At 52.6% G+C, this 25452-nt stretch carries 21 protein-coding genes and 6 tRNA genes; 20 read left to right on the forward strand and 7 right to left on the reverse strand.

Annotated elements, in window-relative coordinates; genetic code table 11:
- Positions 1-47 precede the first annotated feature (47 nt).
- The gene (locus tag LF929_RS14410; protein ID WP_038903770.1) at positions 48-476 is read left to right on the forward strand and encodes an EamA family transporter; all 429 of its coding nucleotides are present in this window, start codon (positions 48-50) and stop codon (positions 474-476) included.
- 62 nt (positions 477-538) lie between these two features.
- On the opposite strand, the gene pgm is transcribed toward LF929_RS14410, so the two are convergent.
- A complete protein-coding gene (pgm, locus tag LF929_RS14415) occupies positions 539-2182 on the reverse strand; it encodes a phosphoglucomutase (alpha-D-glucose-1,6-bisphosphate-dependent) (RefSeq protein ID WP_038903769.1) in 1644 nt (547 codons plus the stop codon).
- A gap of 25 nt (positions 2183-2207) precedes the next feature.
- On the reverse strand, positions 2208-2744 hold the full coding sequence (gene seqA, locus LF929_RS14420; protein WP_038907376.1) for a replication initiation negative regulator SeqA: 537 nt from the start codon (positions 2742-2744) through the stop codon (positions 2208-2210).
- A 255-nt stretch (positions 2745-2999) separates the two neighbouring features.
- Between seqA and ybfF the strand changes: the two genes are divergently transcribed.
- Both ybfF and ybfE read left to right on the forward strand, forming a co-directional pair.
- Complete coding sequence (ybfF, locus tag LF929_RS14425) at positions 3000-3770, forward strand: esterase (protein ID WP_226092597.1); 771 nt, start codon at positions 3000-3002, stop codon at positions 3768-3770.
- Positions 3771-4055: 285 nt separating this feature from the next.
- Complete coding sequence (gene ybfE / locus LF929_RS14430) at positions 4056-4337, forward strand: LexA regulated protein (protein ID WP_012883886.1); 282 nt, start codon at positions 4056-4058, stop codon at positions 4335-4337.
- Positions 4338-4422: 85 nt separating this feature from the next.
- Here ybfE and LF929_RS14435 read toward each other — a convergent pair whose 3' ends face one another.
- The gene (locus tag LF929_RS14435; RefSeq protein WP_210174694.1) at positions 4423-6111 is read right to left on the reverse strand and encodes a methyl-accepting chemotaxis protein; all 1689 of its coding nucleotides are present in this window, start codon (positions 6109-6111) and stop codon (positions 4423-4425) included.
- Between the two features lie 418 nt (positions 6112-6529).
- Here LF929_RS14435 and fldA point away from each other — a divergent pair, with 418 nt between their 5' ends.
- Together fldA and fur are read left to right on the forward strand one after the other, a co-directional pair.
- Positions 6530-7057, forward strand: a complete 528-nt coding sequence (gene fldA / locus LF929_RS14440; RefSeq protein WP_038903765.1) for a flavodoxin FldA — start codon at positions 6530-6532, stop codon at positions 7055-7057.
- Between the two features lie 421 nt (positions 7058-7478).
- Positions 7479-7925 carry a ferric iron uptake transcriptional regulator gene (gene fur, locus LF929_RS14445; protein WP_012770614.1) on the forward strand — a complete coding sequence of 149 codons (447 nt, stop codon included), beginning with the start codon at positions 7479-7481 and terminating at the stop codon, positions 7923-7925.
- 85 nt (positions 7926-8010) lie between these two features.
- On the opposite strand, the gene glnS is transcribed toward fur, so the two are convergent.
- Together glnS and nagE are read right to left on the reverse strand one after the other, a co-directional pair.
- Entirely contained in the window at positions 8011-9669 is a 1659-nt protein-coding gene (gene glnS / locus LF929_RS14450) for a glutamine--tRNA ligase (RefSeq protein WP_210174695.1), read from the reverse strand.
- 167 nt (positions 9670-9836) lie between these two features.
- Positions 9837-11309: an N-acetylglucosamine-specific PTS transporter subunit IIBC gene (gene nagE, locus LF929_RS14455; RefSeq protein WP_210174696.1), complete on the reverse strand. Its 1473-nt coding sequence runs from the start codon at positions 11307-11309 to the stop codon at positions 9837-9839.
- Between the two features lie 328 nt (positions 11310-11637).
- Between nagE and nagB the strand changes: the two genes are divergently transcribed.
- From nagB to LF929_RS14505, 10 genes are all read left to right on the forward strand, one after another.
- Positions 11638-12438, forward strand: a complete 801-nt coding sequence (gene nagB / locus LF929_RS14460; protein WP_210174697.1) for a glucosamine-6-phosphate deaminase — start codon at positions 11638-11640, stop codon at positions 12436-12438.
- Between the two features lie 22 nt (positions 12439-12460).
- Positions 12461-13612: an N-acetylglucosamine-6-phosphate deacetylase gene (nagA, locus tag LF929_RS14465; RefSeq protein WP_210174698.1), complete on the forward strand. Its 1152-nt coding sequence runs from the start codon at positions 12461-12463 to the stop codon at positions 13610-13612.
- Positions 13613-13641: 29 nt separating this feature from the next.
- Entirely contained in the window at positions 13642-14865 is a 1224-nt protein-coding gene (locus LF929_RS14470; protein ID WP_210174699.1) for an N-acetylglucosamine repressor, read from the forward strand.
- Between the two features lie 294 nt (positions 14866-15159).
- Positions 15160-16824, forward strand: a complete 1665-nt coding sequence (gene asnB / locus LF929_RS14475; protein ID WP_012883878.1) for an asparagine synthase B — start codon at positions 15160-15162, stop codon at positions 16822-16824.
- Between the two features lie 218 nt (positions 16825-17042).
- A tRNA-Met gene (locus tag LF929_RS14480) sits at positions 17043-17119 on the forward strand.
- Positions 17120-17129: 10 nt separating this feature from the next.
- Positions 17130-17214: transfer RNA gene (locus LF929_RS14485), tRNA-Leu, on the forward strand.
- 54 nt (positions 17215-17268) lie between these two features.
- Positions 17269-17343: transfer RNA gene (locus LF929_RS14490), tRNA-Gln, on the forward strand.
- A gap of 38 nt (positions 17344-17381) precedes the next feature.
- Positions 17382-17456, forward strand: a tRNA-Gln gene (locus LF929_RS14495).
- Positions 17457-17498: 42 nt separating this feature from the next.
- Positions 17499-17575 (forward strand) — tRNA-Met (locus LF929_RS14500).
- Between the two features lie 8 nt (positions 17576-17583).
- A tRNA-Gln gene (locus LF929_RS14505) sits at positions 17584-17658 on the forward strand.
- Positions 17659-17777: 119 nt separating this feature from the next.
- Here LF929_RS14505 and LF929_RS14510 read toward each other — a convergent pair.
- Both LF929_RS14510 and ubiF read right to left on the reverse strand, forming a co-directional pair.
- Positions 17778-18107: a multidrug efflux SMR transporter gene (locus tag LF929_RS14510; RefSeq protein ID WP_038907364.1), complete on the reverse strand. Its 330-nt coding sequence runs from the start codon at positions 18105-18107 to the stop codon at positions 17778-17780.
- A 193-nt stretch (positions 18108-18300) separates the two neighbouring features.
- Entirely contained in the window at positions 18301-19467 is a 1167-nt protein-coding gene (gene ubiF / locus LF929_RS14515) for a 3-demethoxyubiquinol 3-hydroxylase (protein ID WP_210174700.1), read from the reverse strand.
- A 245-nt stretch (positions 19468-19712) separates the two neighbouring features.
- Between ubiF and miaB the strand changes: the two genes are divergently transcribed.
- The 5 genes from miaB to lnt all read left to right on the forward strand — a co-directional run bounded on the left by miaB (position 19713) and on the right by lnt (position 25415).
- The gene (miaB, locus tag LF929_RS14520) at positions 19713-21137 is read left to right on the forward strand and encodes a tRNA (N6-isopentenyl adenosine(37)-C2)-methylthiotransferase MiaB (protein WP_210174769.1); all 1425 of its coding nucleotides are present in this window, start codon (positions 19713-19715) and stop codon (positions 21135-21137) included.
- 233 nt (positions 21138-21370) lie between these two features.
- Complete coding sequence (locus LF929_RS14525; protein ID WP_210174701.1) at positions 21371-22426, forward strand: PhoH family protein; 1056 nt, start codon at positions 21371-21373, stop codon at positions 22424-22426.
- Positions 22423-22908: an rRNA maturation RNase YbeY gene (gene ybeY, locus LF929_RS14530; RefSeq protein ID WP_012883873.1), complete on the forward strand. Its 486-nt coding sequence runs from the start codon at positions 22423-22425 to the stop codon at positions 22906-22908. The genes LF929_RS14525 and ybeY overlap by 4 nt, the downstream gene beginning before the upstream one ends.
- A gap of 100 nt (positions 22909-23008) precedes the next feature.
- Positions 23009-23878, forward strand: a complete 870-nt coding sequence (corC, locus tag LF929_RS14535; RefSeq protein ID WP_038903756.1) for a CNNM family magnesium/cobalt transport protein CorC — start codon at positions 23009-23011, stop codon at positions 23876-23878.
- A 7-nt stretch (positions 23879-23885) separates the two neighbouring features.
- Positions 23886-25415 (forward strand): apolipoprotein N-acyltransferase, encoded by a 1530-nt coding sequence (gene lnt, locus LF929_RS14540; RefSeq protein ID WP_210174770.1) that lies wholly within the window; start codon positions 23886-23888, stop codon positions 25413-25415.
- Positions 25416-25452 lie beyond the last annotated feature (37 nt).

Below are 25452 nucleotides of genomic sequence, written 5' to 3' on the forward strand. Positions count from 1 at the left end.
CGGCTTTTAGCCACGAGAAGACTATCAATTAAAGAGAAAATAATCGGATGAGTAGCTGGTTACTTTACGCCTTACTGTCGGCGCTATGCGCTGCGCTGGTGGCGCTGTTTGGTAAAATCGGCCTGCAACAGCTGGATGCCAATACGGCCACCGCCATTCGTGCCGTGATTATGGCGTTGTTTCTGGTCGGCGTGGTGGTGATGCAAGGTAAATCATCACTGTTCGGCACCGTACTGGCCAACCATAAAGCGATGTTGTTTATCGTATTGAGTGGTGTGGCAGGGGCGCTGTCCTGGTTGTTTTATTTCATGGCACTGAAAAGCGGTAGCGTCGCGCAGGTAGCGCCAATCGACAAACTCAGTGTGGTGTTTGCCGTCATTCTGGCTGTGCTGCTACTGGGTGAAAAAATATCGCTGCTGGCGGGGGTGGGTGTCGCGCTCATTTCTGTCGGCGCGTTGCTGGTAGCATTGGGATAAGTGGGCCACTGTCATAAAAAAGGCGCTGTTTACACAGCGCCCTGATTACAGCTGATGGCTCATTACTTCGCGTTGCTCAGCACCGCGCTAACGATTTCCACCGCTTCTTTCTCGATCTTTTCACGGTGTTCAGCACCGAGAAAACTTTCGCAATAAATCTTGTAAGCCTCTTCCGTGCCGGATGGACGAGCGGCAAACCAGCCGTTATCAGTCATCACTTTCAGGCCGCCAATCGACGCGCCATTACCGGGCGCGGCAGTCAGACGGGCCGTGATTGGGTCGCCTGCCAGCGTACTGGCGGATACCATTTCCGGCGATAGCTTCGACAAGGCCGCTTTCTGCGCATGGGTTGCCGGTGCCTGTAAACGGTTGTAGCTCGGTGCGCCAAAACGTGCCGCCAATTCATCATAATGCTGCTGTGGGTTCTTACCGGTTACTGCGGTGATTTCCGCAGCCAGCAGGCACAGAATGATACCGTCTTTATCCGTTGACCAGGGCTTGCCGTCAAAACGCAGGAACGAGGCACCAGCGCTCTCTTCACCGCCAAAGCCCAGCGTACCGTCAAATAAACCATCCACAAACCATTTGAAACCGACTGGCACTTCCACCAGTTTGCGGCCCAGGTCGGCCACCACACGGTCGATCATCGCACTGGATACCAGTGTTTTGCCTACCGCGACCGACTCACTCCACTGCGGACGATGGCGGAACAGATAGTTGATAGCGACAGCCAAATAGTGGTTCGGGTTCATCAACCCAGCCGGAGTGACGATGCCATGGCGGTCATAATCCGGATCGTTGGCGAAAGCCAGGTCGAACTTATCGCGCAACGACAGCAGGCCAGACATCGCCGAAACCGATGAGCAGTCCATACGGATAACACCATCGTGGTCCAGCGTCATAAACCGGAACGTCTGATCGATAGCATCATTAACCAGCGTCAGATCCAGTTGGTAGCGCTCGGCGATGCGCTGCCAGTAGGCAATACCGGAACCACCGAGCGGATCCACGCCAAGTTTCAGACCCGCACGCTGGATAGCGGCCATGTCCACCACGTCACCCAACGACTCGACATACGCCTCAACCAGATCACGTTCATGCAGGTGGCCGCTCTGGCGTGCGCGGTCCAGCGACTGGCGCTTCACGTCACGCAAGTTATCTGCCAGCAATGCATTCGCACGTTTTTCAATCACGCTGGTGAGATTGGTATCCGCCGGGCCGCCATTAGGCGGGTTGTATTTAATACCACCGTCTTCCGGCGGGTTATGCGATGGGGTAATCACGATACCGTCAGCCAGTGCGCCACCCTGGCGGTTGTGCACCAGAATCGCATTCGACACCGCCGGTGTCGGGGTAAACCCGTTATCCTGCTGGATAATGACGTCGACACCGTTGGCGGTCAGCACTTCCAACACGGAAATGAACGCCGGTTCAGACAACGCGTGGGTGTCTTTGCCCACATAGCATGGCCCCGTGATGCCCTGACGGCTGCGCTCTTCGGCAATCGCCTGGGCAATCGCCAGAATATGGGCTTCATTGAAACTGTGGCGAGCGGCACTGCCGCGGTGGCCTGAAGTACCGAATTTAACCGACTGAGCCGGATTGCTCGCATCCGGGCTCAACACATAATACTGGGACGTCAACTGTGCGACATTAATCAGGTCGCTTTGCCGGGTAGGTTGTCCGGCTCTTGGGTGATTAGCCATTGGCGTTTCTTCCTGACGCAGTGATTTAAATGGTGCCGCAAACTTTCTCTGTCAGTTCCGGCGGGAACTGCATCGCCAGCATGATGTCCTCGACCATGCTACGTTTACGACCGGTATTGGTATTGGTGATAACCCAGTAAGGCGTGCCTTCAATGAGGCGAGGTTTAGTCTGGGCGCCGTGCAGCAACAAGGTCTGCTCGTCAGCCGCAAAATAAATGCGGGTACGGCCGTGCAACGATTCGGTAGCCGCCGCAAACTCTTGCGGCGATAAGCTATGCAGGGTAGACAGCACCATCAGGAAACGATTGACCGCCCTACTCTGCTCGGCGTATTCGTCCGACAACAGTAACTCGCGCACGGTTCTTACCCGATCACGTGGCGGCTGCGCAACGGCAGGCTGGGCAATTGTCGACTCTGCTGTCGGCACTACTGCCACCGACGCTGGCTGCACGCTATTGAATTTCAGCATGCGCCGTAAAATATCTGATGCACTCTCGCCGATATGCTGAGTGTGGCTGGCGATATAACGGTAAAGCTCGTCGTCGACCTCAATAGTTTTCATCTTTATCCAGTACTGTTTTATGTCTTTAATTAATCATCGGGAATTATACAGGCTATGCGCAACCCACGAACAGCAGCAGACAGCGGAGATAACATATTCAGGATTATCCTGAACGCGCCGCGCACATCCTGTACATGAACGCGGCTTTCCGCCTACTGCCCCGGCTGACGCTGCCTGAGAGAGTTTACCCTGCGGCGAAGCGACATGGTAAAGTCATGATACCCTAAGCCACTGTCTCTCTGAATGAACTTCACCATGAAATTGAATTATCGCTGGCAAAACGCACAATCCCCGCAAAATCAATTACCCGTAGTCCTCATTCATGGGCTATTCGGTAATCTGGATAACCTCGGCGTACTGGCACGCGATCTGCAAAAACATCACGATACCGTGCAAGTTGATCTGCGCAATCATGGGTTGTCGCCGCGATCGTCAGAGATGACGTATCCAGCAATGGCGCAGGATGTGTGTGAGCTGATTGACGATCTGGGTCTGGAGCGCGTCATTCTGATAGGCCATTCGATGGGTGGCAAAGTATCAATGGCGCTGACCGAACAGCTTGCTGCACGCATCGATCGTATCGTGGCAATTGATATTGCACCGGTCGATTATCAGGTTCGCCGCCATGACAAGGTGTTTGCCGCCATTCGTGCTGTCAGTGACGCGGGTGCGACACAACGCTCGCAGGCAGCGGAAATCATGCGGCCTCATCTGCCCGGTGAAGAAGGCGTGGTGCAATTTTTGCTGAAGTCATTTCAGCAAGGAGAATGGCGTTTTAACGTGCCGGTATTATGGGATCAGTACGAGCATATTGTCGGCTGGAAAGAAGTATCCCCCTGGGCAGGCCCTATTCTGTTTATCCGTGGCAGTGAGTCGCCTTATCTCGATGATCGCTATCGTGACCTCCTGGTGCGCCAGTTTCCTGCCGCGAAAGCCCATGTGGTGAGTGGTGCAGGCCACTGGGTACACGCGGAAAAACCCGACGCCGTACTGCGCGCCATCCACCGTTTTTTAACCTCGAATTAAGACGCAACGGGAAGATAATCCACCCAGCGGGCGGAAAGGTCGCCTTATACCACGCGTTAATTAAATCTTAATTGAGTCCTGGCCCCAGTAAACGTTGTCGCCACCGCAATGGCTGGGGTATTATGGCGCGCTCAGTATGAGGGACGGCTGTATGGCCACTTGCATCGTTAACCACATTTCATCAAAACGCGGCCTGAGTTGCTAAAAGCACCAGATAATCCCGGCGGTCAACCTCCGGAGTTCACACGCGGCGTTTTGGCCGAATTTCTTGCAGTACCATTAGTTATGGCAAAAGAACAAACGGATCGCACCACGCTGGATCTGTTCGCGAATGAGCGTCGGCCTGGGCGGCCGAAAACCAATCCGCTCTCGCGTGACGAACAGTTACGGATCAACAAGCGCAACCAGTTGCGGCGTGACAAAGTGCGGGGGCTTCGTCGTGTCGAGCTGAAAATTAACAGTGAAGCGGTAGAGATTCTCAACGCGTTGGCTGAACAAAAAAACATCAGCCGAAGTGAACTGATAGAACAGATGCTGCTGGCACAGTTGGCAGAGCAACAAGACTAGTACAACACGACTACAATACGACACAACTACACGACACAACTACATAGTGCTGGCGTCATCCATGACGCCTGACGTCCTCAATACATCAGAACGTTTCCCAATTATCACTGCCTTTCTTAGCCGATGTTGCAGCGGGCAATGCTTTAGCTGACGGAACCGCCACGGCTTTAACCGGTGCCTGACGTTCGCGCCTTGGCGACAGGCCGGATGACTGTTCCTCTGAAAGACGGAAGACGGATACCGCTTCGGTCAGCACCATCGCCTGTTCTTCCAGTGAGCGGGTTGCGGCAGAGGCCTCCTGCACCAGCGCGGCGTTCTGCTGAGTCACGCCATCCATTTCCGTAATCGCCTGACCTGCCTGGGCGATGCCTTTACTCTGCTCATCCGATGCGGTGGCGATTTCTGACATAATATCGGTCACATTGGTTACCGCTTTCACAATCTCGCTCATGGTGCTGCCTGCGTCAGCCACCAACGAGGAACCGTTATCCACGCAACGAACCGACTCGGCAATCAGATTTTCAATCTCTTTGGCCGCCTGCGCACTGCGTTGCGCCAGGCTTCTTACTTCACCGGCCACCACCGCGAATCCACGCCCTTGCTCACCAGCACGAGCCGCCTCAACCGCCGCGTTCAACGCCAGAATGTTAGTCTGGAAAGCGATGCCATTAATCACACTGGTAATTTCAGCGATTTTCTTCGAACTACCGGAAATTTCCGACATGGTTTTCACGACATTGTCGACCAATTCTCCGCCTTTACTGGCCGTGGTCGAAGCCTGACGAGCCAGTTGACTGGCGTGGCTGGCATTTTCCGCGTTCTGTTTCACGGTCGACGTCAGTTGTTCCATACTGGCAGCACTTTCTTCCAACGCCGCTGCCTGCGACTCGGTACGGGCCGCCAGGTCGTTGTTGCCGGATGCGATTTCCGACACACCCTGATAAATGGAATCTGCACTGCTTCGAATCGTACTCACGGTGTTCGCCAGGCTGGTTTGCATATCGCGCAACAGCGGGAACAGTTTACCTACACAGTTGTTACCAAAATCCAAAATCGGTTTGCCAAGACGGCCAGCCGCAATCACCTGGAAGTGTTCACGCAGATCGTTAAGTGGGCGTGTCAAACAAGCTACCAGATAGCGATCGGTCATAAACAGCATCAACAAACCAGCTACCAGCCCTGCCAGCAAAATATTCTGTCCGACAGCGGTAATACTTTCCAACCGGTCACCTGCATCGACGAACATCGTTGACCCGGCTTTGTTGAAGTTGGTAAACGAGACATTGAACTGGCGACTGAAGGCGGGCACGATGTCTTTGGCATACTTGTCGTACTCATCGAACTTTTTGTCCACCGCACGCTGGAACATCGGCTCAACCCCTTGGGTAATCAGGTTGCTCCAGTCACGTGTTACCGCGTCCACCAGCTCCGGCGACATGCCAGCATGATCAATCTTTTTGAAGGCTTCCAGGTTAGATTTCAGTAGATCCAGCGCAGCTTGTGATGATTTTTGCTGTTCATCTGCCTTCTTATCATCGCCACTCTGCCGATAATCAATCGCACGTGCCAGCCGGGTGACCATCCGGAAATATTGGTCATTACCGGTATTAACCAAATTCATATTATTAACCAGCAAAGCACTGGTTTTAGATGTTTCATTCATGGTTTTGAACGAATACATGGTGTAGAGCGAGACCGCAATCCATAACACACAGAAGATACCAAGCACCCATAACATAGCAGTGCGAATGGCAATATTTTTTAGGAATTGCATAATTGACTCCATAAACGAGCTATTGATCGAGGAGGTAAGGCTTGTTTTGACTTATGTAATGAGAAAGTCTCTCGTTTTGTAAGAAACATTGCTGCACATTTACATTCAATAAAGCACTATGTTTCGTCATCGTCAAAACGATAAGAATATTTAGTCTTTTCTGTTTTTTTAAAAACTAATAAAAATTAGGTATTTAACCAATTGTCTATATTTTCAGTTATCTGTGAGAATATCGTATTTTAAAAAAATTAAAAAAACATTAAGAAGGCGATTAAAAAAGAATCAATTAATTGTTTTTACAGCACGACTGCAGGCAGCCACAGATACACGTTTATCCGCCAGACAGTGTCTGCTATTATTAGCAGATAGTGGGTGACTCAAGCACCATACCCTTAGGAATCAAGAGGTTATTTAATCTATGGCTCTCATAGGCATTTTTTTTGGCAGTGATACTGGTAATACGGAAAATATTGCTAAAACTATCCAGCAACAACTGGGCAGCGACGCCGCCGAACTGCACGACATTGCCAAAAGCAGCAAAGAGGATCTGGAACGCTTTGACATCCTGCTGTTGGGTATCCCGACCTGGTATTACGGCGAAGCACAGTGTGACTGGGATGACTTTTTCCCAACGCTGGAAGAGATTGATTTTTCTGGAAAACTTGTAGCCATCTTTGGTTGCGGCGATCAGGAAGATTACGCAGAGTACTTCTGTGATGCCATGGGCACCATTCGCGACATCATCGAACCACGTGGTGCAAATATCGTCGGTCACTGGCCAACCGAAGGTTACTACTTCGAAGCCTCAAAAGGCCTGGCGGATGACGATCACTTTATCGGCCTGGCTATTGATGAAGACCGCCAGCCGGAACTGACCAGCGAACGCGTCTCCAACTGGGTCAAGCAAATCAGCGAAGAGCTGAATTTGAAAGCCTTACTGGCCTGATTCACCCGTGGCCCTGATGCACCGCTGGTGCCAATGTATTCGGGGCCATATCACTATCGATAAGTAAACATCGATAAGTAAATATCGACAGGAAAATCGATGGCTAAATCGATAATGAGAGCCATAGATAGATAAAACCTATCGCAATCAGTGATACATTTTTTTAACTTTTTCTCCTGACAAGGTACAATGTCACCCGCTCAGCCGGATTATGTTTAATGATAAATCCTGGCATATAATTTGTTCCTTATCGATAACTACTCTGAATACAGTACGTTAACCTGAACCATATTGTAAAAGTTCCGTAGTTTTCATTTCGATGGTGCGGTTCTATAATTGAGACACATGACCTTTTTTACGCCGACCGATGATACTAGGCTAATAGCCTCCCAGATAAAGCACGTAACAGGACTAAATCCGCATGACTGACAACAACACCGCATTAAAGAAGGCCGGCCTGAAAGTCACACTTCCACGACTGAAAATTCTGGAAGTCCTTCAGGATCCTCAATGCCACCACGTCAGCGCGGAAGACTTATACAAGAAGCTGATTGATATGGGGGAAGAGATTGGTTTGGCCACTGTCTACCGTGTGCTTAACCAGTTTGACGATGCAGGCATCGTCACCCGCCACAACTTCGAAGGTGGCAAATCTGTTTTCGAACTCACCCAACAGCACCACCATGATCATTTGATCTGTCTGGATTGCGGTCGGGTGATTGAATTCAGCGATGAGTCTATCGAAGCACGCCAGCGTGAAATTTCCGAGAAGCATGGCATCAAGCTCACCAACCACAGTTTGTATCTGTACGGCCATTGCAGTAGCGGCGACTGCCGTGAAGACGACAACGCCCACGACGAACGCTGATTGAGCCTTCTCTCTTTATTCTGAGCAAAAATAAAACCGCCTCGGCGGTTTTATTTTTATCTTGTACCCCACCATCAGGCGGTGATTAACCCGCCCAACTGTCACGCAATCCTACCGTGCGGTTGAATACCAGATGCTCAGGACGAGAATACACGCGATCCGCGCAGAAATACCCTTCACGCTCAAACTGATAGGCTTTTTCGACCTCGGCATTACCCAGACTAGCTTCAACAAAGCCCTGAGCAATACTCAGTGAATCAGGATTGATGGTGGAGAGAAAATCCTCCGCTCCGCCAGGGTTCGCCACGCTAAACAGACGGTCATACAGGCGGAACTGTGCGGGCAGCGCGTGAGCGGCAGATACCCAGTGGATCACGCCTTTCACTTTACGGCCGTCAGCCGGATCCTTGCTCAGGGTTTCTGTATCACAGCTGCAGTAAATCGTGGTGATCACACCCTGCTCGTCTTTATCAATACGTTCAGCCTTAATGACATACGCATTGCGCAGACGGACTTCTTTGCCCAGCACCAAACGTTTGTACTGCTTATTGGCTTCTTCACGGAAATCAGCGCGATCGATATACACTTCACGACTGAAGGCAACCTGTCGTGTCCCCATCTCCGGCTTATTCGGATGGTTGGGCATGCTCAGCCACTCTTCATGGCCTTCAGGCAGGTTCTCAATCACCACTTTCACCGGATCCAGCACGGCCATCGCACGTGGTGCATTCTCGTTGAGATCATCACGAATGCACGACTCGAGTGCCGCCATTTCTACCGTGTTATCCTGCTTGGTCACGCCAATACGGCGGCAGAACTCACGAATAGAAGCAGCAGTATAGCCACGACGACGTAAACCAGAGATGGTCGGCATACGCGGATCGTTCCAGCCTTCGACGATCTTCTCACTCACCAGTTGGTTCAGTTTCCGCTTGGACATGACTGCGTATTCCAGGTTCAGGCGGGAAAACTCGTACTGACGCGGGTGAGCAGGAATGCTGATGTTATCCAGCACCCAGTCATACAGGCGGCGGTTATCCTGAAACTCCAGCGTACACAGTGAGTGTGTAATACCTTCCAGCGCATCGGAAATGCAGTGGGTGAAGTCGTACATCGGGTAGATGCACCACTTATTGCCAGTCTGATGATGCTCGGCGAATTTGATGCGATACAGCACCGGGTCACGCATCACGATAAACGGTGATGCCATATCGATTTTAGCACGCAGGCAAGCAGCACCTTCGGCGAAACCGCCATTGCGCATTTTTTCAAACAGCGCCAGGTTCTCATCAACACGGCGATCGCGGTACGGGCTATTTTTGCCAGGAGAAGTCAGCGTGCCGCGATATTCGCGAATCTGTTCCGACGTCAGCTCATCGACATACGCCAACCCTTTATTGATCAGTTCAACGGCATACATATGCAACTGATCAAAATAATCCGACGAATAGCGAACATTGCCGCTCCAGGAAAAACCCAGCCACTGCACGTCATGTTTGATGGATTCAACGTACTCGATATCTTCTTTTACCGGGTTGGTATCATCAAAGCGCAGGTTGCACTTGCCGTGGTAATCTTCAGCGATACCGAAGTTCAGGCAGATGGATTTAGCGTGGCCGATATGAAGATAGCCGTTCGGCTCTGGAGGAAAACGCGTCTGAATGCTGTCGTGTTTACCGGTAGCCAGATCTTCATCAATGATCTGACGAATAAAGTTGGTTGGGCGGGCTTCAGCCTCACTCATGCTTGGTTCCTCAAATGCGAAAAAACAACCCTTAACCACTAATGATCCAACAAGCCACGCCGGGAAACAACCGTTTGTTTCATGAAAATTCAAGATAAAAAAACGGAGCGTGCTTGCAGGCACACTCCGTTTATCGATATCAGACGGCGATGATGACGCCAGCCGAATTATTCCTGTGAAACCTCACGCAAGGCGGCGGCGATATTCTCGGCCTGGGTGCCAACCACAATCTGCACGCTTTGCTTGTTAAGACGAATCACACCCGCAGCCCCTAACTGACGTGCCGCCGATTCATCCACCAGGCTCGAATCCTTCACGCTCAGGCGCAAACGAGTAATACAAGCGTCGATGCCGGTCAGATTATCTTTACCGCCGATAGCCTGCAAATACCCTTTCGCCACCGATTGGGTATTACCCGCAGGAGCGGTAGTCCCTTCCGTTGAGGGCTGGGTCGCAATCGTTTCACGTCCCGGCGTCATCAGGTTAAACCGGGTAATGGTAAAGCGGAACACCACATAATAAATGGCGAAGAACACCACCCCCTGGAGCAGCAACATATACCAATGTGTCGCCAGCGGGTTACGTGTAGAAAGCACCAGGTCCACCAAACCAGCACTGAAACCAAAACCGGCAATCCAGTGCATGCTGGCCGCGATGAATACTGAAATCCCGGTCAACACCGCGTGCAGCACATACAGCACTGGCGCAACAAACATGAAGGAGAATTCCAGTGGTTCAGTAATACCGGTGAAGAAGGCGGCAAACGCTGCTGCCACCATAATGCCCGCCACACGGCTGCGGTTTTCAGGACGCGCACAGTGATAAATCGCCAGTGCCGCACCCGGCAAACCAAACATCATGATCGGGAAGAAACCGGCCTGATAACGCCCGGTAATGCCCGGGATCGCTTTGCCAGCATCAATCGCCTGCTGCCCGCTCAGGAAGTTGGGGATATCGTTAATGCCCGCCACATCAAACCAGAACACTGAATTCAGTGCATGATGCAACCCGACCGGAATCAACAAGCGGTTAAAGAAGGCATAAATACCCGCCCCTACCGACCCCATCTGCTGGATATGTTCGCCAAAGGAAACCAGTGCGTTATAAATCACCGGCCAGACGTACATCAGCACAAACGCCACCACAATCATCAGCACCGATACCAGAATCGGCACCAGTCGGCGACCGTTGAAGAAAGAGAGTGCTTTGGGCAATTCAACCTGGCTGTAGCGGTTATACAACTCGGCGGAAATCACGCCGACCAGGATACCGATGAATTGGTTTTCAATCTTGCTGAATGCCTTTGGCACCTCTGCCAGCGGGATATGCTGAATCATCGATACCGCCGCAGGCGAGCATAGCGTAGTCAACACCAGATAACCGACAAACCCAGACAGCGCCGCCGCACCGTCTTTATCCTTAGACATACCGTAGGCGACACCGACAGCAAACAACACTGCCATGTGCTCGATAATCGCCGCACCAGACTTGATCAACAACGCTGCCAGCGCGTTTTCACTCCCCCAGCCAACCGGGTCTATCCAGTACCCCACCCCCATCAGGATGGCGGCTGCGGGCAATGTAGCGACCGGCACCATCAACGCACGGCCTACTTTTTGTAAATAACCGAGTGTACTCACCTTCCCCTCTCTTTCCCTTACGGGCAATAAATTGTCTGTCAGCCTTGCTACCAAATCACCCGCCAGCCATGTGGGCCTGACCAGAGTGCCAAAAAAATAATTCGCCACGCAAATTAATAACAGTGATTATGTGATAATAATCACCACAAACGCACATATTAAAAGTTTATGGCGCTGCATTAACACAACTTATTTCAAGACTAAAAAAAACACGCTACACTAGCCCCCAGATAAACACCGACACATCGCATCGGCATAGTACCTGGCAGCCAATCTATCTGGCTGCGACGACCCGATGATAGCTAACCGATTGCCAGAGGAGAGCACCATGAGACTGATTCCACTAACGACCCCCGCCGAGGTTGGCAAATGGGCCGCCCGCTATATTGTCGAGCGCATCAATGCTTTCAACCCAACGGCGGAACGCCCGTTCGTGCTCGGACTGCCAACCGGCAGCTCGCCGCTGGAAGCCTACAAAGCGCTGATTGCGCTATACAAAGCAGGTCAGGTCAGCTTTAAGCATGTTGTTACCTTCAACATGGATGAATACGTCGGACTACCGGCGGACCACCCGGAAAGCTACCGCACCTTTATGTACCAGAATTTTTTCAATCACGTTGATATTCCGGAAGGAAACATTAACCTGTTGAATGGCAACGCGGAAGATATCGCTGCTGAGTGTCAGCGTTATGAAGAAAAAATCAAGTCTTACGGCAAGATTCACCTGTTCATGGGCGGCGTCGGCAACGATGGCCATATCGCTTTTAACGAACCGGCGTCTTCTCTGGTATCCCGTACCCGTATCAAAACGCTGACGGAAGAGACCCGTATCGCCAATTCCCGTTTCTTCGACGGCGATGTTAGCCTGGTGCCTAAATACGCACTGACAGTCGGCGTGGGTACGCTGCTGGATGCAGAAGAAGTCATGATTCTGGTTAGCGGCCGTCATAAGGCACAGGCGCTTCAGGCAGCAGTAGAAGGCAATGTGAATCACATGTGGACCATCAGTTGCCTGCAGTTGCACGCTAAAGCGCTGATGGTGTGCGATGAGCCTTCCACCATGGAATTAAAAGTGAAGACCGTGAAATATTTCCGCGAGCTGGAAGCTGAAAATATCCAAAATCTGTAATCGGTGAGCCAGGAGCTTAGAGATGTTCGCTTTAATCAATGGTCGTGTTTTTACCGGCCACCAGATCCTTGACGGTTATGCCGTCGTCGTCGCCGATGGATTGATCGAGGCAGTATGCCCGGTAAATGAACTGCCTGACACCCTGCCCCAGCGTGATCTTGCTGGTGCGCTACTGGCCCCTGGCTTTATTGACCTGCAATTGAATGGTTGCGGCGGCGTTCAGTTCAATGACGCGCTGAGCAGCCTGTGCGTCCAGACACTGGAAACCATGCAGAAGGCCAACGAAAAATCTGGCTGCACCAGTTTCTTACCGACGCTTATCACCTCCTCTGATGAATTCATGCGCCACAGCATCGGCGTCATGCGTGCCTGGCTTGCTCAGCACCGCCATCAGGCGCTAGGGTTGCACCTGGAAGGCCCGTGGCTTAACCCGATAAAAAAAGGCACCCACGACGCCAGTTTTATCCGCCAGCCAGACGATGAGCTGGTGGCTTATCTGTGTGACAATGCCGATGTCATTAGCAAGGTCACGCTGGCACCGGAAATGGTGCCAGACAGCGTGATAAGGCAGTTGAGCGATGCGGGTATCGTCGTATCCGCCGGGCACTCTCATGCCACCTGGGAACAGGCCAAACGGGGTTTTGCCGCCGGGATCCGCTTTGCTACCCACCTGTTTAACGCCATGCCCCCCGTTACCGGCCGGGAACCCGGCCTGGTCGGTGCCGTCTATGACGCACCGGAAGTCTATTGCGGTATCATTGCCGATGGTCATCATGTCAGTTGGGCGACTATCCGCAACAGCAAACGCATCAAGGGCGACAAACTGGTGCTGGTCACCGACGCTACGGCACCCGCGGGTTCCACTATCGACCAGTTCACATTTGCCGGTAAAACCATATACTACCGCGACGGCATCTGTGTGGATGAGAATGGCACCCTGAGCGGTTCGGCTCTCACCATGATCGATGCCGTACGCAATTGCGTAGAACACGCGGGTATCGCTCTGGATGAAGCGCTGAGAATGGCGACGCTCTATCCGGCAAGAGCCATCGGCGAAGCATGCCGACTGGGAAGCATTGAAACAGGAAAAGTGGCAAACCTGACGGCGTTTACCCGCGATTTTGACATCCTCAGTACGTTTGTGAATGGTGAAGAAGTCTTTCGCAAATCGTAAGCGTATTGCATCGACACGAGTAACGCGTCATGACCACAGGCGGACAAACCCAGATAGGAAATATCGATCTGGTTAAACAACTCAACAGTGCGGTCGTGTACCGCCTGATTGACCAGCAAGGCCCTATCTCCCGAATTCAGATTTCAGAACAGAGCCAGCTTGCTCCCGCCAGCGTCACCAAAATTACCCGCCAGTTGCTGGAGCGCGGTCTTATCAAGGAAGTGGATCAGCAGGCATCAACCGGTGGGCGTCGCGCTATTTCCATCATTTCTGAAACACGACCGTTTCATACCGTGGCGGTGCGGCTCGGCCGCCACGATGCCACCCTCGCCTTATACGATTTACAGGGCAAACGGCTGGAAGAAGAGCACTGCAACCTGCCGGAAAATACCCAGGAAACGCTGGAAAGTGCTTTATTCACCGTGATTGATCAATTCATCACCCGTCATCAGCGCCGAATCCGCGAATTAATCGCGATCTCAGTGGTGTTACCGGGGTTGGTGGACCCGATTGCCGGTGTAGTACGTTATATGCCGCATATCAGCGTGGATAACTGGCCGCTGGTTGACAACCTCGAACAGCGTTTCAACGTACACAGCTTTGTTGGTCACGATATCCGCAGTCTGGCCCTGGCCGAACACTACTTTGGTGCCACCCGCGACTGTCAGGATTCGTTACTGGTGCGGGTTCATCGTGGCGTAGGTGCCGGTATTCTCGTCAACGGCAAAATCTTCCTCGGCAGCAACAGCAATGTGGGAGAGATAGGCCACATCCAGATTGATCCTTTGGGGGATCGCTGCCACTGCGGCAACTTTGGTTGCCTTGAAACGGTGGTATCCAACGGTGCGCTGGAACAGCGGGTTCATCATTTGCTGCAACAAGGTTTCCCCAGCAAACTAACGCTCGATGACTGCCAGATTGCCGCCATCTGTAAAGCGGCAGTCAAAGGCGATCGCCTGGCCAAAGAACTGATTGAAGCAGCCGGGCAGCAACTGGGCAAAGCTATCGCGATTGCTGTTAACCTGTTTAACCCACAACGGGTCGTTATCGCCGGTGAAATTACCGCCGCAGACAAAATTCTGCTGCCCGCCATTGAGCGTTGCATCAATACGCAGGTGCTAAAAGATTTCCGACAAAACCTGCCCGTCGTCATCTCCGAATTGCAGCATTTGTCTGCCATCGGCGCTTTTGCGCTGGTAAAACGCGCCATGCTTAATGGTGTATTGCTGCAACGTCTGCTTGAAAATCAGTAAGTTTTGGTTTTTGCTATAAGGCCGGATTATGAGATCGCTAAAAATCCGGCCTCTCTCTTCAGGCGTTGTGAATAAACCATAATAAATCACGCCAAAAATTACACATTCACCATCACAATGGCTTTTTTCATTAAATGATATTGAATTAGTATCCCCTTTTGATGCTAAATCAGTGTTACCGACACGGCGGCGACCGACCCATAGCAATGCCACCCGGCAAGGAAAACCGCTGCTTACCGCCATACACTTTGACAGTTTTCACGTTGTGATGCGTGAATAAAGGGAGCCTTTGGTATGTGTTCTATTTTTGGTGTGCTTGATCTGAAAACTGACCCGGTTGAACTGCGTAAAAAAGCGCTGGAATTGTCCCGTCTGATGCGCCATCGCGGTCCGGACTGGTCCGGTGTTTATGCCAGCGACAAAGCCATTCTGGCGCATGAACGTCTGTCTATTGTCGACGTCAACACCGGCGCACAGCCCCTCTACAACCAGGCGCACACCCACGTTCTGGCCGTGAACGGTGAAATTTATAACCATCAGGCTCTGCGTCAGCAATATGGCGACCGCTACCAGTTCCAGACCGGTTCCGACTGTGAAGTGATTCTGGCGTTGTACCAGGAAAAAGGGCCGGAATTCCTGGATGAACTGCGTGGTATGTTCGCCTTCGCGCTGTATGACAGTGAAAAAGACGCTTACCTGATCGGCCGCGATCACCTGGGCATCATCCCGCTGTATATGGGTTACGATGAGCACGGCAACTTTTATGTCGCCTCTGAAATGAAAGCGCTGGTACCGGTATGCCGCACCATCAAAGAATTCCCGGCAGGTAGCTACCTGTGGAGTCAGGATGGCGAAATTCGTGAATACTATCGCCGTGACTGGTTTGAATACGACAACGTAAAAGATAACGTCACCGACGCCGACGAACTGCGTGAAGCACTGGAAGAGTCTGTGAAAAGCCACCTGATGTCCGATGTGCCTTACGGCGTATTGCTATCCGGTGGTCTGGATTCGTCCGTCATTTCCGCCATCACCAAGAAATTCGCCGCCCGCCGCGTGGAAGATGACGAGCGCAGCGAAGCCTGGTGGCCGCAGCTTCACTCCTTCGCCGTTGGACTGGAAGGCGCGCCTGACCTGAAAGCGGCACGTGATGTTGCCGAACACCTCGGCACGGTGCACCACGAAATCCATTTCACGGTACAAGAAGGTCTGGACGCTATTCGCGACGTGATTTATCACATCGAAACCTATGACGTTACGACCATCCGCGCCTCGACGCCGATGTACCTGATGTCACGTAAAATTAAAGCCATGGGCATCAAGATGGTGCTGTCCGGTGAAGGTTCTGACGAAGTTTTCGGCGGCTATCTCTACTTCCACAAAGCGCCGAACGCCAAAGAACTCCATGAAGAAACCGTGCGTAAACTGCTGGCTCTGCACCAGTATGACTGCGCCCGCGCGAATAAAGCGATGTCGGCCTGGGGTGTTGAAGCACGCGTACCGTTCCTGGATAAGAAATTCCTGGACGTCGCCATGCGTATCAACCCGAAAGACAAAATGTGTGGTAACGGCAAAATGGAAAAACACATTCTGCGCGAATGTTTCGAATCCTATCTGCCGCACAGCGTGGCCTGGCGCCAGAAAGAGCAGTTCTCTGACGGTGTTGGCTACAGCTGGATTGATACGCTCAAAGAAGTGGCCGCTAAACAGGTTACCGACCAGCAACTGGAAACCGCACACTTCCGTTTCCCGTACAACACGCCGACCAGCAAAGAAGGCTACCTGTACCGCGAAATTTTTGAAGAACTGTTCCCGGTTCCAAGCGCGGCTGAATGCGTCCCTGGCGGTCCGTCAGTAGCCTGTTCGTCAGCTAAAGCCATTGAATGGGATGAATCCTTCAAAAAGATGGATGACCCGTCAGGCCGTGCCGTCGGCGTGCACCAATCCGCCTACCAATAACCCGCTTTATTTTACTGTTTTAAACGGGCCAATCGCGGCCCGTTTTTCTTATGTAATACCGTTAAAAGCCTGCTTTCTGACGCTTTTCTCACCAGACTGTTCATAACCCAAACAAACAATTCGAATACGCCGTTTTTAGGGAAAAAATGTGTTGACGCCAAAAGGCCAACTCCGCATAATGCGCCCCGCAACGCCGATGAAGGTGACGCGGAAAAGATGGCTACGTAGCTCAGCTGGTTAGAGCACAGCACTCATAATGCTGGGGTCACAGGTTCGATTCCCGTCGTAGCCACCATTTTTTCCCTGCGGGAGTGGCGAAATTGGTAGACGCACCAGATTTAGGTTCTGGCGCCGCAAGGTGTGCGAGTTCAAGTCTCGCCTCCCGCACCATTATCTTCATCGGTGTGAAAGCCGAAAGCGTCAACTCGGATTGCAACGATTCATTGGGGTATCGCCAAGCGGTAAGGCAGCGGGTTTTGATCCCGCCACTCCCAGGTTCGAATCCTGGTACCCCAGCCATATATTTAGTGAGACACATCTTACGATGTGCACCCTGTTGGGGTATCGCCAAGCGGTAAGGCAGCGGATTCTGATTCCGCCATCCCGAGGTTCGAATCCTCGTACCCCAGCCATTTTCAGTCACAAAGCTTCACGCTTTTGACAGTGCAGTATTTGGCTACGTAGCTCAGCTGGTTAGAGCACAGCACTCATAATGCTGGGGTCACAGGTTCGATTCCCGTCGTAGCCACCACATTAAATTGGGGTATCGCCAAGCGGTAAGGCAGCGGATTCTGATTCCGCCATTCCGAGGTTCGAATCCTCGTACCCCAGCCATACAGAAAAGCCCGTTTATCGGGCTTTTTCTTTTTTGGCCGCCATCTCTTGTACGTTACCCTGTACGATGTCCCGTATAAGCCCCCGCTGCCAACCTATTGTCGGCAGCGGTTTGGCGATTAATGTGCGACGGAATTGGAAAACAGGTTAATGACCGCGACCCCGGCAATAATTAACGCCATTCCCAGTACCGCAGGCCAGTCCAGCCGCTGGTCGTAAAAAATCCAGCTTACCGCCGCGATCAATACGATGCCGACACCGGACCAAATGGCATAAATCACCCCCGTCGGCAACACCCGCATCGAAATGGTCAGGCAATAAAATGCAATTGCGTAAAACACCACCGTGACCACACTCGGCACTAGCCGGGTAAGACTCTCCGACAGTTTGAGTGCCGTCGTCGCTATCACTTCTGAGACAATGGCCAGACAAAGAAATAAATAGGTCATCAGCTTTACTACCCAAAGATAAGGCTTTCACCATAAAAAACCGCGATACCGCGAATGACACATGATACAGACCAGCACATTATTGCTAACACATCATTGCTGACACATCGTCAATACCGCACCACTGTAATAGTGCGGCATGAAAGCGGTATGACGGCGAAAAAGGAATCCCCAGATACGCCCATACCGCTGACTATAGCCCTAATGCATACCGCAACGCCTGCTGTTTCAATTTACCGGCACGTTGCGCTACCATCAGCGCCAGATTACGCGCCAGTTCAAGCGGTGGCAGACGGTTACTGAACGCGCCGTAAAACAGATCCATGCCGCTTTGCATCAACAGATTGTCGGGTTTACGCAGCCGTTGATAACGCTGCAACACCGGTTCGCCATACCAGACCTCGCCGTCATCGCGAGCCTGAATAACTACATCCATCAGTGTGGCAACATCGCGATACCCCAAATTCACCCCCTGCCCGGCCAACGGATTGATGGTATGGGCAGCATCGCCAATCAAGGCTAATCCCGGCAACACATACTGCTGAGCATGGCGGCGTACCAGTGGAAACGCGCCGGCTGCAACGGCATTGACGGCCCCCAGTCGCTCAGGAAACGTCTCGGCAATAGCCTTATTGAGTTGAGGAAGCGACATCGCTTGTAACTGGCGAATACGCTGCGGGCTGTCGTACCACACCAGCGAGCACCAACCGTCAAATAGCGGCAGAAATGCGCGTGGTCCGGACGGCGTAAAACGCTGCCAGGTCGCATCCTGCTGCGGGCCGGGCATTTCGGCGCTAATCAACATGCAAGACTGGCGATATTGCCAACCAGTAATACCAATCCCCGCCCACTGCCGAATGCGCGAATTAGCGCCATCCGCACCAATCACCAACGACGTCGACAGGCTCTCTCCCTGTTCGCTCGTCAACCGCCATTGGTCGTCCTCGCGGTGTAACCCTTGTAATTGCCACGGGCATAACAGCGTTATATCTGGCGTCTTCTCCAGTTCCTGCCATAACGCCAGTTGCAGCACCCGGTTTTCCACCATGAACCCCAGCTCAGATAACCCAAGGTCTGCCGCATCAAACACCACATGTGCGTTGTCCCATTCCCAGGTTTCAAGCCGTCGATATGGCGCGCTACGCATCTGCTCAACGTTCTGCCATACGCCCAGACGCTCAAGCAATCGAACCGATGCCTGACCGATTGCCGAAACGCGCACATCCGGCGCACTGCCCACGACAAACGGTGGTGGTGCATCCTGCTCCAGTACCGCCACCTGAAAACCACGTTGTGCCAGGCCCAACGCAGCGGCGGCACCGACCATGCCACCGCCTACAATTACCGCATCATAGTGCATACCCGCCCCACTGTTTCTGCTGCGCAGTTCAGTCAAAGCACCTGCGCCAGAAAGACAAAAGATGCCGATAGTTTACTGGATTTCACGGTGAGTTTTTCACAAAAGCGACACCTGTCGCTAGCAAACGCCCTCTCACGCTTGATCTGGTCACAACGGCGGCAAAAGATTACAATACGCGCCCGCATGTACGCGCCCCTCGAAGGACAGCGTGTTTACCCGCACTGAGTAATGGCTAGTCGATGACGATGACAAAGAAACTGCATATCAAAACCTGGGGCTGTCAGATGAACGAATACGATTCATCGAAGATAGCCGACCTACTGGAAAGTACGCACGGTTACCAGCTGACCGACGTCGCTGAAGACGCTGACATTCTGCTGCTGAATACCTGTTCGATCCGAGAGAAGGCGCAGGAAAAAGTGTTTCATCAGCTCGGCCGCTGGAAAACACTCAAAGACGTCAATCCGAATCTGATTATCGGTGTGGGTGGCTGTGTGGCGTCGCAGGAAGGCGAACACATTCGTGACCGCGCGCACTATGTGGATGTGATTTTCGGGCCCCAGACACTGCATCGTCTGCCGGAAATGATCAATCATGTTCAGGGCACCCGCAGCCCTATCGTGGATATCAGCTTCCCGGAAGTAGAGAAATTTGACCGTCTGCCGGAGCCGCGTGCCGAAGGGCCAAGCGCATTCGTTTCCATCATGGAAGGCTGCAACAAGTACTGCACGTTCTGCGTAGTGCCTTATACCCGTGGTGAAGAAGTCAGCCGTCCGGTCGATGATGTGCTGTTTGAAATCGCCCAACTGGCGGCACAAGGTGTGCGTGAAGTGAATCTGCTGGGCCAGAACGTGAATGCGTATCGCGGAGCCACACACGATGATGATATGTGCAGTTTCGCAGAGTTGCTGCGTTTAGTCGCGGCGATCGACGGTATCGACCGTATCCGCTTTATCACCAGCCACCCGATTGAGTTCACCGACGACATTATCAGCGTTTACGAAGATACGCCGGAACTGGTGAGCTTCCTGCATCTGCCGGTTCAGAGCGGTTCAGACCGTATTCTGACGATGATGAAACGTCGCCACACTGCGCTGGAATACAAGTCTATCATCCGTAAACTGCGTAAAGCGCGCCCGGATATCCAGATCAGTTCCGATTTTATCGTCGGCTTCCCGGGTGAAACTCAGGAAGATTTCGAACAGACCATGCAGTTGATTGCTGATGTCGATTTCGACATGAGCTTTAGCTTTATTTACTCGCCTCGCCCAGGTACCCCGGCCGCCGATATGGTGGACGATGTAACCGAAGACGAGAAAAAACAGCGTTTGTACATTCTGCAAGAGCGCATCAATCAGCAAGCCATGCAGTACAGCCGCCGGATGATGGGTACCGTGCAACGTATTCTGGTGGAAGGGACGTCACGCAAGAGCGTGATGGAGCTATCCGGCCGAACTGAAAATAACCGTGTGGTGAACTTTGAAGGCACACCAGACATGATCGGCAAATTCGTCGACGTAGAAATCGTTGATGTTTATCCGAACTCACTGCGTGGTGTGGTCGTTCGCACCGAAGACCAAATGAATCTGCGCGTCAGTGAATCACCGACCTCGGTTATCGCCCGTACCCGCAAAGAAGACGAACTCGGCGTCGGTATCTATCAGCCGTAATGGCTGGCTCATGTGCATTATCAGGCGGGCCGTCAAACGGCCCGTTTTTTCTTTGGTCCTGACTCACTGACCGGGCGAATACATCGACCTTGCGGCCTTTATGCCGAATCTGACTTGCGCCTTGCGGGCTTCACGATAAATAATCAAGGTAATCTCTGCGCCACATCCGGGCAGATACCACTGCCCGTGGCACAACGTCATTGCTCATTCTGCTTAAACCCAAGAGGAATAGTTTGAACGTAACGATAAAAGAAATTGCCCTCGAACCTGCGGATAATAAACGTCTGCTTAGTCTGTGCGGCCCGTTTGACGACAACATCAAACAGCTGGAACGCCGCCTCGGCATAGAGATCAATCATCGCGACAATCATTTCAAGCTGGTAGGAAAAGACCTCTGCATCGACGCCGCTGCTGATATCCTGCGCCATCTGTATGTGGATACCGCGCCAGTGCGTGGCGTGATTCCAGACATTGATCCGGAGCAGATTCATCTGGCTATCAAAGAATCCCGGGTACTGGAACAGACCGCCGACAGCGTGCCGGAATACGGCAAGGCGGTGAATATCCGTACTAAACGCGGCGTTATCAAACCCCGTACGCCCAATCAGGCGCAATACATCGCCCATATTCTTGATCACGACATTACTTTCGGTATCGGTCCGGCCGGTACGGGGAAAACCTATCTGGCGGTGGCCGCTGCGGTGGACGCGCTGGAACGACAGGATATCCGCCGTATCCTGCTGACCCGTCCAGCGGTAGAAGCCGGTGAAAAACTGGGCTTCCTGCCGGGTGATTTGAGCCAGAAAGTGGACCCTTACCTGCGCCCACTCTACGATGCATTGTTTGAAATGCTGGGCTTCGAGCGCGTGGAAAAGCTCATTGAGCGCAACGTCATTGAAGTCGCGCCACTGGCCTATATGCGCGGTCGCACCCTGAACGATGCCTTCATCATTCTGGATGAAAGTCAGAACACCACTATCGAGCAGATGAAGATGTTCCTGACCCGTATCGGTTTTAACTCGAAAGCCGTTATTACTGGCGACGTCACCCAGATAGACCTGCCACGCAACCAAAAATCCGGTTTGCGTCACGCCATTGAAGTACTGTCAGACGTGGAAGAGATCAGTTTCAACTTTTTCCACAGCGAAGACGTGGTACGCCATCCGGTGGTGGCCCGCATCGTCAACGCGTATGAAGCCTGGGAAAGCGCCGACCAGAAACGCCGGGAAGAACTGGCAGAACAGCGTAAACGTGAAGCGCAGACCAGCAGCACGCAGGAGCAAAAATGAGCCAGGTCATTCTTGATTTGCAGATAGCCAGTGAGAATAGCCACGGTCTGCCCTCTGAAGCCGACTTCCAGCGCTGGCTGGAAGCGGTGTTACCGCAGTTTCAGGACGAGGCAGAGGTCACCATCAGGGTGGTGGATGAAGAGGAAAGCCATCACCTGAACCTGACCTATCGCGGTAAGGACAAGCCGACCAACGTCCTCTCCTTCCCCTTTGAGGCACCACCAGAAGTGGAACTGCCGCTATTGGGCGACCTTATCATCTGCCGACAAGTGGTCGAGCAGGAAGCGGTCGAACAAGGGAAAAGTGAAGAGGAACATTGGGCGCACATGGTTGTCCATGGCAGTCTGCATCTGTTAGGTTATGATCATATCGAAGACAGTGAAGCCGAAGAAATGGAAGCACTGGAAACGGAAATCATGCAGAGTATGGGTTATGCCGACCCGTATCTGGCAGAAAAAGAAAATTTTACGGATACACCTTAAATTCGATATTTTAAGGACCAGACGCCAGCGGTGATATCGCCTGTTTACTGTATTCACTGCTGGTCATCATTTCTTAACAAGAGTGATATTTACTGACGCCATGAGCGACGACCATTCTACCAACAGCGATACCCCCAGTCCCAAAAAGGGATTCTTTTCTTTTTTTCTCAATCAAATTTTTCACGGTGAGTCCAAAGATCACGACGATCTGCTGGCGTTAATCCGCGATTCGGAACAGATCGACCCGGAAATCCGCGACATGCTGGAAGGCGTGATGGACATCGCCGAGCAACGGGTGCGCGATATTATGATCCCGCGTTCTCAGATGATTACACTCAAACATAATCAGACGCTGGAAGAGTGTCTGGACGTGATTATCGAATCGGCGCACTCCCGTTTCCCGGTTATCAGCGAAGACAAGGACCACATTGAAGGCATTTTGATGGCCAAGGACCTGCTGCCGTTTATGCGTAGCAACTCCGAGCCATTCAGTATGGATAAAGTGCTGCGTCCTGCCGTTGTGGTGCCGGAAAGCAAGCGGGTAGACCGCATGCTCAATGAATTCCGCTCCCTGCGCTACCACATGGCTATTGTCATTGATGAATTTGGCGGCGTTTCCGGACTGGTGACGATTGAGGATATCCTGGAGCTTATCGTTGGTGAAATCGAAGACGAATACGATGACGAGGAAGATCGCGACATCCGTCAGCTCAACCGCCAGACTTATACCGTACGTGCGCTAACACCTATCGAGGATTTCAATAAGATCTTCGAAACGCGATTTAGCGACGAGGAAGTTGATACCATTGGCGGCCTGGTGATGCAGTATTTCGGCCACCTGCCGGCACGCGGGGAAACTATCGACATAGACGGTTACCTGTTCAAAGTTGCTATGGCAGATAGCCGCCGTATCATTCAGGTTCATGTCAGGATCCCTGACGATGCCCCACAACCGCAACTGGAAGACTAATTTATTCATGGCAGTCGCCTCATTATTACAACGCCAGCAGGTTCGCCTCCTGCTGGCGCTTTTATTCGGTGCCTGCGGCACACTGGCTTTTTCCCCTTATGATGTCTGGCCTGCTGCCATCGTTTCTCTGATGGGCTTATTGGGCCTGACGCTAAACCGTCGGGCTCGTCAGGCTACCGCCATCGGCTTTTGCTGGGGATTTGGCCTGTTCGGCACGGGTATCCACTGGGTTTACTACAGCATCGCCGACTTTGGCGGCATGCCCGGCCCCGTCAATGTCGGCCTGGTGACGCTACTGGCGCTTTATCTGTCACTCTACCCGATGCTGTTCGCCGGGCTACTCTCGCGCCTGTGGCCGCAAACCACCCTCTGGCGACTGGCACTGGCCGCGCCGGTTCTCTGGCAACTCACCGAACTGCTACGTGGCTGGGTGTTAACCGGCTTTCCCTGGTTGCAATTCGGCTACAGTCAGCTTGATGGCCCGCTCAAAGGCCTTGCGCCGATAGCCGGGGTGGATACCCTCACCTTTCTGCTGATGGTGATAAGCGGGTTGCTGGTGCTGGGATTAGTACAGCGCCGCTGGCAGCCAGCCTTGGTTGCGGCAGCGTTATTGGTGTTGCCATGGCCGCTGCGCTCGCTCGAATGGTACAAACTGCAACCGGAACGCGCCGTTAACGTCGCTATGGTGCAGGGCAACATTCCACAAGAGCTGAAGTGGGATCCGAACGAGCTGTTCAACACACTAAAAATCTATTTCGACAACACCCTGAAGGTGATGGATAAGGCACCACTGGTGATTTGGCCTGAATCTGCCATTCCTGATGTCGAAATCCGCCAGCAGCAGTACCTGACGCAACTGGACACTATCCTGCGCGAGCACCATAGCAGCCTGATTACCGGCATCGTCGATGCCCGCCGGGAAAACAATCGTACCGATTTTTATAACAGCATTATCGTGCTGGGTGACCAGCAACCGTATCACTACCCCACCACGAACCGCTACAGCAAGCATCACCTGGTGCCATTTGGTGAATTTGTGCCGCTGGAAGCCTTGCTGCGTCCGCTGGCACCGTTTTTTGATTTACCGATGTCGGCGTTCAGCCGCGGCGACTATCGCCAGCCGCAACTGGTCGTCAACGGTTATCGCCTCACCGCCACCATTTGCTATGAGGTAATCCTGGGGCAACAGGTTCGCGACAACTTCCGTCCTGACACCGACATGCTGCTGACAGTTTCTAACGATGCCTGGTTTGGCAATTCGATTGGCCCCTGGCAACATTTCCAAATGGCGCGGATGCGTGCGCTGGAACTGGGACGCCCACTGCTACGCGCTACCAACAATGGGGTAACCGCCGCTATCGCGCCTGATGGCAGCATTAGCGCCAGCCTGCCGCAATTCACCCGTGATGTGCTGGAAACCCGCGTCACACCCACAACAGGCATCACGCCTTACGCCCGCTTTGGCTCATGGCCACTGTGGGTGCTGGAAACCTTGTTGGGCCTGACAGCGCTGGTATACCGTCGGCGCTCACGTTAATCCTCCCCCTCTCCGCCCGAACCCGAACAAGACATGC

This window comes from Dickeya oryzae (assembly GCF_020406815.2).
Classification (GTDB): Bacteria; Pseudomonadota; Gammaproteobacteria; order Enterobacterales; family Enterobacteriaceae; genus Dickeya; species Dickeya oryzae.

What these genes read in the sequence shown, in the direction of transcription:
- ybfF (WP_226092597.1), top strand. Translation starts at nt 3,000, where the DNA reads ATGAAATTGAATTATCGCTGGCAAAACGCACAATCCCCGCAAAATCAA.
- LF929_RS14410 (WP_038903770.1), top strand. Translation starts at nt 48, where the DNA reads ATGAGTAGCTGGTTACTTTACGCCTTACTGTCGGCGCTATGCGCTGCG.
- glnS (WP_210174695.1), bottom strand. Translation starts at nt 9,669, where the DNA reads ATGAGTGAGGCTGAAGCCCGCCCAACCAACTTTATTCGTCAGATCATT.
- lnt (WP_210174770.1), top strand. Translation starts at nt 23,886, where the DNA reads ATGGCAGTCGCCTCATTATTACAACGCCAGCAGGTTCGCCTCCTGCTG.
- ybeY (WP_012883873.1), top strand. Translation starts at nt 22,423, where the DNA reads ATGAGCCAGGTCATTCTTGATTTGCAGATAGCCAGTGAGAATAGCCAC.
- asnB (WP_012883878.1), top strand. Translation starts at nt 15,160, where the DNA reads ATGTGTTCTATTTTTGGTGTGCTTGATCTGAAAACTGACCCGGTTGAA.
- fldA (WP_038903765.1), top strand. Translation starts at nt 6,530, where the DNA reads ATGGCTCTCATAGGCATTTTTTTTGGCAGTGATACTGGTAATACGGAA.
- nagA (WP_210174698.1), top strand. Translation starts at nt 12,461, where the DNA reads ATGTTCGCTTTAATCAATGGTCGTGTTTTTACCGGCCACCAGATCCTT.
- seqA (WP_038907376.1), bottom strand. Translation starts at nt 2,744, where the DNA reads ATGAAAACTATTGAGGTCGACGACGAGCTTTACCGTTATATCGCCAGC.
- corC (WP_038903756.1), top strand. Translation starts at nt 23,009, where the DNA reads ATGAGCGACGACCATTCTACCAACAGCGATACCCCCAGTCCCAAAAAG.
- LF929_RS14510 (WP_038907364.1), bottom strand. Translation starts at nt 18,107, where the DNA reads ATGACCTATTTATTTCTTTGTCTGGCCATTGTCTCAGAAGTGATAGCG.
- pgm (WP_038903769.1), bottom strand. Translation starts at nt 2,182, where the DNA reads ATGGCTAATCACCCAAGAGCCGGACAACCTACCCGGCAAAGCGACCTG.
- LF929_RS14435 (WP_210174694.1), bottom strand. Translation starts at nt 6,111, where the DNA reads ATGCAATTCCTAAAAAATATTGCCATTCGCACTGCTATGTTATGGGTG.
- nagB (WP_210174697.1), top strand. Translation starts at nt 11,638, where the DNA reads ATGAGACTGATTCCACTAACGACCCCCGCCGAGGTTGGCAAATGGGCC.
- miaB (WP_210174769.1), top strand. Translation starts at nt 19,713, where the DNA reads ATGACAAAGAAACTGCATATCAAAACCTGGGGCTGTCAGATGAACGAA.
- fur (WP_012770614.1), top strand. Translation starts at nt 7,479, where the DNA reads ATGACTGACAACAACACCGCATTAAAGAAGGCCGGCCTGAAAGTCACA.
- LF929_RS14470 (WP_210174699.1), top strand. Translation starts at nt 13,642, where the DNA reads ATGACCACAGGCGGACAAACCCAGATAGGAAATATCGATCTGGTTAAA.
- ubiF (WP_210174700.1), bottom strand. Translation starts at nt 19,467, where the DNA reads ATGCACTATGATGCGGTAATTGTAGGCGGTGGCATGGTCGGTGCCGCC.
- ybfE (WP_012883886.1), top strand. Translation starts at nt 4,056, where the DNA reads ATGGCAAAAGAACAAACGGATCGCACCACGCTGGATCTGTTCGCGAAT.